8 protein-coding genes and 1 pseudogene are annotated in these 8,655 nt (G+C 57.4%); 3 read left to right on the forward strand and 6 right to left on the reverse strand.

The genetic code is table 11. From position 1 onward, the window contains the following. Positions 1–45: 45 nt before the first annotated feature. The 3 genes from ASC74_RS10530 to hemJ all read right to left on the reverse strand — a co-directional run bounded on the left by ASC74_RS10530 (position 46) and on the right by hemJ (position 2,528). Entirely contained in the window at positions 46–1,011 is a 966-nt protein-coding gene (locus ASC74_RS10530) for a DUF805 domain-containing protein (RefSeq protein WP_056741328.1), read from the reverse strand. Between the two features lie 86 nt (positions 1,012–1,097). Further along, positions 1,098–2,066, reverse strand: a complete 969-nt coding sequence (locus tag ASC74_RS10535) for an NAD(P)H-dependent flavin oxidoreductase (RefSeq protein ID WP_056741329.1) — start codon at positions 2,064–2,066, stop codon at positions 1,098–1,100. Between the two features lie 33 nt (positions 2,067–2,099). Beyond that, complete coding sequence (gene hemJ / locus ASC74_RS10540) at positions 2,100–2,528, reverse strand: protoporphyrinogen oxidase HemJ (RefSeq protein WP_046045400.1); 429 nt, start codon at positions 2,526–2,528, stop codon at positions 2,100–2,102. Positions 2,529–2,663: 135 nt separating this feature from the next. On the opposite strand from hemJ, the gene argC reads away from it, so the two are divergent. Next, on the forward strand, positions 2,664–3,698 hold the full coding sequence (gene argC / locus ASC74_RS10545) for an N-acetyl-gamma-glutamyl-phosphate reductase (protein ID WP_046045401.1): 1,035 nt from the start codon (positions 2,664–2,666) through the stop codon (positions 3,696–3,698). Between the two features lie 168 nt (positions 3,699–3,866). Further along, on the forward strand, positions 3,867–4,217 hold the full coding sequence (gene erpA / locus ASC74_RS10550) for an iron-sulfur cluster insertion protein ErpA (RefSeq protein WP_007947969.1): 351 nt from the start codon (positions 3,867–3,869) through the stop codon (positions 4,215–4,217). A gap of 66 nt (positions 4,218–4,283) precedes the next feature. Here the strand turns inward: erpA and ASC74_RS10555 are convergent, their stop codons facing one another. Continuing rightward, positions 4,284–5,375 carry an anhydro-N-acetylmuramic acid kinase gene (locus ASC74_RS10555; RefSeq protein WP_056741330.1) on the reverse strand — a complete coding sequence of 364 codons (1,092 nt, stop codon included), beginning with the start codon at positions 5,373–5,375 and terminating at the stop codon, positions 4,284–4,286. A 3-nt stretch (positions 5,376–5,378) separates the two neighbouring features. Beyond that, positions 5,379–6,803 (reverse strand): peptidoglycan DD-metalloendopeptidase family protein, encoded by a 1,425-nt coding sequence (locus ASC74_RS10560; protein WP_056741331.1) that lies wholly within the window; start codon positions 6,801–6,803, stop codon positions 5,379–5,381. Between the two features lie 212 nt (positions 6,804–7,015). Between ASC74_RS10560 and tyrS the strand changes: the two genes are divergently transcribed. After that, positions 7,016–8,215: a tyrosine--tRNA ligase gene (gene tyrS, locus ASC74_RS10565; RefSeq protein ID WP_056741332.1), complete on the forward strand. Its 1,200-nt coding sequence runs from the start codon at positions 7,016–7,018 to the stop codon at positions 8,213–8,215. 213 nt (positions 8,216–8,428) lie between these two features. On the opposite strand, the pseudogene ASC74_RS32045 reads toward tyrS, so the two are convergent. Further along, positions 8,429–8,655 (reverse strand): annotated as a pseudogene (locus ASC74_RS32045) (hypothetical protein); the annotation flags it as partial.

Raw genomic sequence — 8,655 nt, forward strand, 5'->3', positions numbered from 1 at the left:
CAGCTCCGCGCCGGCGACGCAGGTGTCACGGACGGGGAGCGCTGTTCATTCTTTCGCAGAGTCTACAGGGGGCTGGGCTGCTTCGGCTGCTTCGTCGGCCGAATTTGGCGCTGGCTCTGCTTCCACAGCGGTTTGATCTTCGATCTCTTCGGTGGTCACGGAGTCACTTTCATAGCTGCTCTGGGTGGCGCTTTCATATTCGCTCTGGATGGTAGTAAGGCCACCGGTCAGTCCGCCGATGAACAGGATCGCGATAAACACCAGCCACAGTGAAGACAGGACCTTGACCGCGGTGCTGTTGGGCGGTGCTGGCGCACCATATCGATTGGCGGTGTTGTTACCCGGCGCGATCATCATCACGAACGGAAAGATGCTGCCCACGAACGGCACGAGGGTCAGCAGCCAGAGCCAGCCAGACCAGCCGATATCGTGCAGGCGCTGGACACTGAACTGAATGCTGACGAACGCGAGCGCCACGACGAGAATAAAGACCAGCAGGCCACCGAGAATCAGGCCGGCGGTCGTGTCCGTAGTGATGAGGGCCAAGCCGAAAACAGCAAGCACAGCGCCAACACCAAGGGTTACCAGCGTCAGCGACATCGTCCAGGCCAGATAGCGCAAGCGGCCGATCCGACCCTCGAAGCTGAACGGCTTGAGTGTGGAGAATTCAGGCAAAACTTCGCCAACGGTAGCCCGGGGTGGTGCGTAAGGGGATTCGGGATCTGCCGCGACGACAGGGGCGTGTTCATGAACGTCAGACAGGTTCAGCTCGATCGACGGTTCACTTTCGATCCGGGCATCGATACCGGTTTTGGTCAGCGCCTGGAGATAAGTTTGCGCATCGACCTGCGACAGGTCGCGTTTGAGCGCAACCGGCTTGCCACTGAACAGCCGCTCGATGGCAGCCACATCGCTTTTGAACAACTCGGCGAGATTGAGCTTGGCGGTGGTGACGTCAACACCTGGCAGCAGAGCGCCGTCGAACACGATCTTGAAACGGTTTTCGCTCATTACGAGGCATCCTTGTCGCGAATGTTTCAGGGAGTATTGCGGGTGGAGTGTAAGGCCAGCCGAAATGGGCTGGCCAAGTTTTCCTGTCAGCGTGGCCAGCGCTTGGGCAGCGTTGCCGCCAGCTCCAGTGCTTTTCGGTACTCGGCATCGAGGCGAGCGACCAATTGATCGACACTCGGCAGGTCATCGATCTCGCCGACACCCTGGCCTGCGGACCAGACGGTTTTCCAGGCTTTAGCTTCATCGCTCATGGGCTTGAGCTTGGAGCCGAAGTCCACCTCGCCCTTGCCTTGCAGCGCGGCCATGTCGAAACCTGCTGCCTCAAGACTCTGACGCATAAAGCTCGCCGGTACTCCCGACACCGCTGGAGTATGGACGATGTCCGCCGCTCTGGAAGTCAGCAGCATCTCTTTATAGGCGTCAGACGCATGACTTTCGGTGGTGCCGATAAATCGCGTACCGAAGTAGGCCAGATCCGCACCAAGCAATTGTGCCGCGAGAATCTCGTGGCCGTGGTTCAGGCAACCGGCCAGCAGCAGGGTTTTGTCGAAGAATTGGCGTATCTCGGCAATCAGCGAGAACGGGCTCCAGGTTCCGGCGTGTCCACCGGCGCCTGCTGCCACGGCGATCAAGCCATCCACGCCGGCCTCGGCGGCTTTCTCTGCATGGCGGCGAGTCGTCACGTCGTGGAACACCAGACCGCCATAGCTGTGCACTGCATCGACCAGTTCTTTCACGGCGCCGAGGCTGGTGATCACGATCGGCACTTTGTGCTCGATGCAGATCTCCAGATCCGCTTGCAGCCGCGGGTTGCTGTTGTGGACGATCAGGTTCACCGCATAAGGCGCTGGATTGTCCAATGTCGCCAATCCTGCTTCGATCTCTTCCAGCCAGGCCTTGAAGCCACTGCTCTCGCGCTGGTTCAGCGCAGGAAAGCTGCCCACCACGCCATTACGGCAGCAGGCGAGCACCAATTGTGGATTTGAAATCAGGAACATTGGCGCTGCCACCACAGGCAGACGCAAGCGTTGTTCGAGCAGAGCGGGCAGCGACATTGGAAGTACCCCGGTGAGTTGTGCTTATTGGAATTAGAACGGCCGAACCACGACCAGAATTACAATAGCCAGCAATATCAGAACCGGCACTTCATTGAACCAGCGATAAAAGACATGGCTGCGGGTGTTCTCGCCACGGGCAAAACGTTTCACCTGGGCGCCGCACATGTGGTGGTAGCCGATCAGGATCACCACCAGGGTCAACTTGGCGTGAATCCACGCACCCTGACTGAATATGCTTGGGTTCAGGCCGATCAGTGCGATGCCGAAAATCAAGGTGGCGATCATCGCTGGCCCCATGATGCCGCGGTACAGCTTGCGCTCCATGATGCTGAAGCGTTCCTTGCTGACGGTGTCTTCGCTTTGGGCGTGATAGACGAACAGGCGCGGCAGGTAGAACAGGCCGGCAAACCAGCAGACCATGCTGACGATGTGAAGCGCTTTGAGCCACAGATAAAGCATTTTTAGTTATTCCCAGGTTCACGGTAGCCCGAATAGTAGAGGCTTGTGCCGCCGCACGTCACCTTGACGGTTGTCGCAGAGCCGCGCGGCCCCTATTATCGACGGCTTTCCAGTGGGTTCGTTGAGGGCAGGTTTATGGTCAAGGTCGGTATCGTCGGCGGCACGGGTTACACCGGTGTCGAACTGCTGCGTCTGTTGGCGCAACATCCGCAAGCTGAAGTGGCAGTCATCACTTCCCGATCCGAGGCCGGTCTGGCCGTGGCTGATATGTATCCGAACCTGCGCGGTCATTACGACGGTCTGGCGTTCAGCGTTCCGGACATCAAGACGCTGGGTGCTTGCGACGTGGTGTTCTTCGCCACGCCTCATGGTGTTGCCCATGCGCTGGCTGGCGAACTGTTGGCGGCCGGGACCAAAGTCATCGACCTGTCGGCGGACTTCCGTCTGCAAGACGCTGATGAATGGGCCAAGTGGTACGGTCAGCCGCACGGCGCGCCGGAACTGCTGGAAGAGGCGGTCTATGGCTTGCCGGAGGTCAATCGCGAGCAAATCAAGCAGGCCCGCCTGATCGCCGTGCCGGGTTGCTACCCGACGGCTACGCAATTGGGTTTCCTGCCATTGCTGGAAGCCGGTCTGGCCGATACCACTCGCTTGATTGCTGACTGCAAATCCGGTGTCAGTGGTGCCGGTCGTGGCGCGTCTGTAGGTTCGCTGTACTCTGAGACGTCGGAAAGCATGAAAGCTTACGCCGTCAAAGGTCACCGTCACTTGCCGGAAATCCGCCAGGGTCTGCGTCGTGCAGCGGGCAAGGACGTCGGTCTGACGTTCGTTCCGCACCTGACTCCAATGATTCGAGGCATCCACTCGACGCTCTACGCGACTGTCGTGGATCGTTCCGTGGATCTGCAGGCGCTGTTTGAAAAGCGTTATGCCAACGAACCGTTCGTCGATGTCATGCCTGCCGGCAGCCATCCAGAAACCCGCAGCGTGCGCGGTGCCAACGTTTGCCGTATTGCCGTGCATCGGCCGCAGGATGGTGATCTGGTGGTGGTGTTGTCGGTAATCGACAATCTGGTCAAAGGTGCGTCGGGTCAGGCGGTGCAGAACCTGAACATCCTGTTTGGTCTGGATGAACGTCTTGGCTTGTCCCACGCAGGCATGCTGCCGTAAGGCTTAATCCTGCTCAGCAAAAAGGCCCGTCTGACGGGCCTTTTTGCATTCCGGGCTTACGATTGGGTTGATTGATATACCGTAACAATAGTTGACCGATTTTCTAGGAGAAGCGGATAATGCGCGTCATCACGCATTATGGCGGCGTAACGCCGGGAGATAGTTAGCATGAGCGTCGAATCCTTCACCCCCACGGCTTTGCAATTCACCCACGGTGCCGCGCACAAGGTGAAGAGCCTGGTCGATGAAGAGGGGAATGATCGCTTGAAGCTGCGCGTATTCGTTACGGGCGGCGGTTGTTCAGGTTTTCAGTACGGCTTTACCTTCGATGAGGAAGTGGCCGATGACGACACCATTGTCGAGCGCGAAGGGGTGAGTCTGGTCGTTGATCCGATGAGCTTCCAGTACCTGGCAGGTGCCGAGGTGGATTATCAGGAAGGTCTGGAAGGTTCGCGCTTCGTGATCAAGAATCCGAACGCCAGCACCACGTGTGGCTGCGGCTCTTCGTTCTCGATCTGATCGCAATCATCGCATCACCAAGCGCCGCATGGCCTCAGGGCTCTGCGGCGTTTTGCTGTGTGCAGATTAAGCGGGGTAGATGGCGCCGAGTACGCGCAGGCCGCGGGCGCCGGTGACGCTCGGGCGATTGGCAGCGATGCCTTCAAGGCAGCAATGGGCCAACCAGGCGAAGGCCATGGCTTCGACCCAGTCCGGGTCTACACCGTAAGCCGCGGTGCTGCTGACCTTGGTGTTTGGCAGCAAGCTGGCCAAGCGGTCCATCAGCGTGGCGTTGTGGGCGCCGCCGCCGCAGACCAACAGTTCCTGGGTATCTGATTGAGCGCTTTGCAGTGACTCGACGATGGTCAAGGCGGTCAGTTCAAGCAGGGTGGCCTGCACGTCTTCGGCGGCGAAGGTCGACAGTTTCGATAAATGTTGTGTCAGCCATGGCAGGTTGAACACTTCGCGGCCGGTGCTCTTGGGGCCTTTGGTCACGAAAAATGGATCGCTCAGCAGTTCATTCAGCAGAACCGGTTCGACCTTGCCGCTGGCAGCCCATTGGCCATCGCGATCAAAGTTGTCTCCGCGTTGCTGGTGAATCCAGGCATCCAGCAGAACATTGCCCGGGCCACAGTCGAAGCCGGCTACCGGTTTGCCGGGTTCAATCAGGCTGAGGTTGCTGAATCCGCCAACGTTCAATACCGCGCGATTGTCTGCGCGTTCTTCAAACAACGCTTCGTGAAAGGCTGGAACCAGTGGGGCGCCTTGTCCGCCAGCCGCAACATCGCGGCTGCGAAAGTCACTGACCACGGTGATGTCGGTCAACTCGGTCAGAAGGGCAGGGTTGCCAATCTGCACGGTGAAGCCGCGCGCCGGCTCGTGGCGAATGGTTTGGCCATGGCTGCCAATCGCGCGAATGTCTTCGGGTTTCAGATTTTGTTGGTCGAGGAGGGTATGAATGCCCTTTGCTGCCAGGTTCACCCAGTTTTGCTGAGCGATGGCGGAGCGGGCAATCTCGTCCGGGCCGCTGGCGCACAAGCCAAGCAGCTCGGCGCGCAGGGAGTCAGGCATTGGGGTGTAGTGCGTGGCGATCAGTTTGATCGCCGGGGCCAGCTCAACCAGCGCAATGTCCAGGCCGTCGAGGCTGGTCCCGGACATCACACCTATATAGAGAGCCATGGCTTAGCGCTTGCTCGAAGCCAGTTGCGTGGATTTCTCTTGATCCATGCGCGCCATCAGCGGTTGGCTCTGCGCGAGGAAACGTGCGCGTTCAGCTTTGGAGATCGGATCGGCCATCGCCACTTTCTGGCCTAGTGGGTCGACGTGCACGCCATTGACCTGGAATTCGTAATGCAAATGCGGTCCGGTGGAAAGTCCGGTGGTCCCGATGTAGCCGATCACTTGGCCTTGTTTGACGCTACTGCCAGTCTGCACGCCTTTGGCAAAGCCTTGCATGTGGCCGTACAGCGTACGGTAGGTGCTGCCGTGCTGGATGATCACGGTGTTGCCGTAGCCACCACGGCGACCGGCCAACAACACTTTGCCGTCACCCGCTGCCTTGATTGGGGTGCCGCGCGGCGCTGCATAGTCGACGCCTTTGTGAGCGCGGATCTTGTTCAGGATCGGGTGCTTGCGGCCCATCGAGAATTTCGAGCTGATACGGGCGAAGTCCACCGGGGTACGGATAAACGCCTTGCGCATGCTGTTGCCGTCAGCAGTGTAGTAGCTGCTGTTGCCTTGTTTATTGGTGTAACGCACGGCGGTGTAGGTCTTGCCGCGGTTGGTGAAGCGAGCGGAAAGGATCGGGCCATTACCGACAGCCTTGCCGTTGACGACTTTCTGTTCGTAGATCACGTCGAACTGGTCACCCTGGCGAATATCCTGGGCGAAGTCGACGTCATAGCCAAACACGCTGGCCATGTCCATGGTCAGGCTGTGGGACAAGCCGGCGCGTGCAGCGGACTGCGACAGCGAGCTGTTGATCACGCCGTGAACGTAGGCAGAGCGCACGGTCGGCTTGGCGGTGATGCGGTTGAATGCATAACCCTTGTCACTCTTGGTCAGGGTGATGCTTTCGACGTCGCTGACCTTGCTGTGCAGGTTGGTCAGCTGGCCATCGGGGCTCAGTTCGAATTCGAGTTTCTGGCCATGTTTGAGTTGGCTGAACTGCTTGGCTTGTTTGTCGCTGGCCAGCACCTCATGCACCGAAGCAGCCGGGAGGCCGACTTTTTCGAACAGTGTGGAGAGCGTATCGCCTTTAGAAACGATCACTTCCCTGTGGTTTGGAGACTTCTTTTCTTCGATCACAGGCGCCGGCGCGGGCGCGGCCTGAGCGGTTTCCTGGGGTTCTTCGGCGCTGTTTTCGATCTGCGCGAAAGGGGAGGCGGCTGGCTCATTTGTGGCCTGGACCGCTTCGGCAGCGTCTTGATCTTGTGTCAGTTGTTCAGCAGGGCTTTCCAGTTCAAGACTCAGGGTCGTCTTTTTGGCTTCAACATCACTGGAAGGAAATACCAGAAGCGCCAGGCTCAAAAGGGCGGCGATGCCACTTGCTGCGAGCAGGTGGGTCTTCGGGTAAAGCGGCGGCGCTTTAGACGATTCTTTGGTCATAGGTAATTTTTGACTTTGAAAAAGATGAATTGGAAAAGATGAATGACATGATGAAGATGAAATAACTGTATAAAATATAACCAAATCATCTCTGAAGCAAGTCCGCGAACGCTGTGTCCGTGGATTGGCATCCGTGCGCCGGGCAAAACTTGTATTTGACGCGCGATCTTGTATGGTTGGTTCCCTTTGAATTCGAGCCTTGCGGGTCTGTTATGAAGTCGGTTGAAGAGCAGCTAGCGCTGATTAAACGTGGTGCGGAAGAACTGTTGGTCGAGTCCGAGCTGATCGAAAAGCTCAAGCGTGGCCAGCCCCTACGTATTAAGGCAGGCTTCGATCCGACCGCGCCGGATTTGCACCTGGGCCATACCGTGCTTATTAATAAGCTGCGCCAGTTCCAGGAGCTGGGGCATCAGGTGATCTTCCTTATAGGTGACTTCACCGGGATGATCGGCGATCCGAGTGGCAAGAGTGCGACACGTCCTCCTCTTACCCGCGAGCAGGTTCTCGAGAATGCCGAGACCTACAAGACTCAGGTTTTCAAGATTCTTGATCCGGCGAAAACCGAAGTTGCGTTCAACTCCACCTGGATGGATCAGATGGGGCCGGCCGATTTCATTCGTCTGACTTCTCAGTACACCGTGGCTCGCATGCTCGAGCGCGACGACTTCTATAAGCGCTACACCACCAATCAGCCAATCGCCATTCATGAGTTTCTCTACCCGCTGGTTCAGGGTTACGACTCGGTAGCCTTGCGCGCGGATGTCGAGTTGGGTGGTACTGATCAGAAATTCAACCTGTTGATGGGGCGCGAACTGCAGCGTGGATATGGTCAAGAGGCTCAGTGCATTCTGACCATGCCGCTGCTTGAAGGTCTGGATGGTGTGAAGAAGATGTCCAAGTCCTTGGGCAACTACGTGGGTATTCAGGAAGCGCCGGGTGTGATGTACGGCAAACTGGTTTCCATTCCGGATGCGCTGATGTGGCGCTACTTCGAATTGCTCAGTTTCCGCTCCATGGATGAGATCAATGCATTCCGTGCCGATGTCGAGGCGGGTGCCAATCCGCGTGATATCAAGATCAAGCTGGCCGAGGAGATCGTTGCGCGTTTCCATGGTGAAGAGGCTGCGGCCAATGCTCACCGTGCGGCGGGTAACCGGATGAAGGAAGGCGAGCTGCCGGACGATCTGCCGGAGATCGAATTGACTGCTACTGAAGACATGCCGATCGCTGCTGTCCTTAACAAGGCAGGTCTGGTCAAGAACTCGGCTGTCGCGCGGGACCTTCTAGGTTCTGGTGGTGTACGTATAGATGGTGAGGTTGTCGATCGCACCTTTATATACGTACTGGGCGCGACCCATGTTTGCCAGGCTGGGAAGAAGGCATTTGCGCGTATCACGCTCAAATCCGAATAAAGCTCAAGTTAGGGGTTGACGGCAGATTCTGGAAGTCTATAATTCGCCCCACTTCCGGCGCAGTCGAAACGGAAAACTCCTTGGTAAACAATGAGTTACGCAGTTTTCGACAGCGAGTTGTGGAAGTCTATAATTCGCCCCACTTCCGGCGCAGTCGAAACGGAAAACTCCTTGGTAAACAATGAGTTACGCAGTTTTCGACAGCGAGTTGCTTCAGGTTATCGAAGCCCAGAAGGAGTTGAAAGAGCGAGGTTGTTTGGCTCTTTTGGCGATTCGATCTTCTCGGTCGAAAGCGGTGTAAAAGAGGTGTTGACAGCAGCGACTAACGCTGTAGAATTCGCCTCCCGCTAACGAGAGATCGAAAGCGCAAGTGGTTGAAGTTGCAAAGGAAACTTTGAAAACTTCGGAAAATAACCGCTTGACAGCAACAGAGGCTGCTG

Origin of the sequence: Pseudomonas sp. Root329 (genome assembly GCF_001424925.1) — a bacterium.
Lineage (GTDB): Bacteria > Pseudomonadota > Gammaproteobacteria > Pseudomonadales > Pseudomonadaceae > Aquipseudomonas > Aquipseudomonas arabinosi.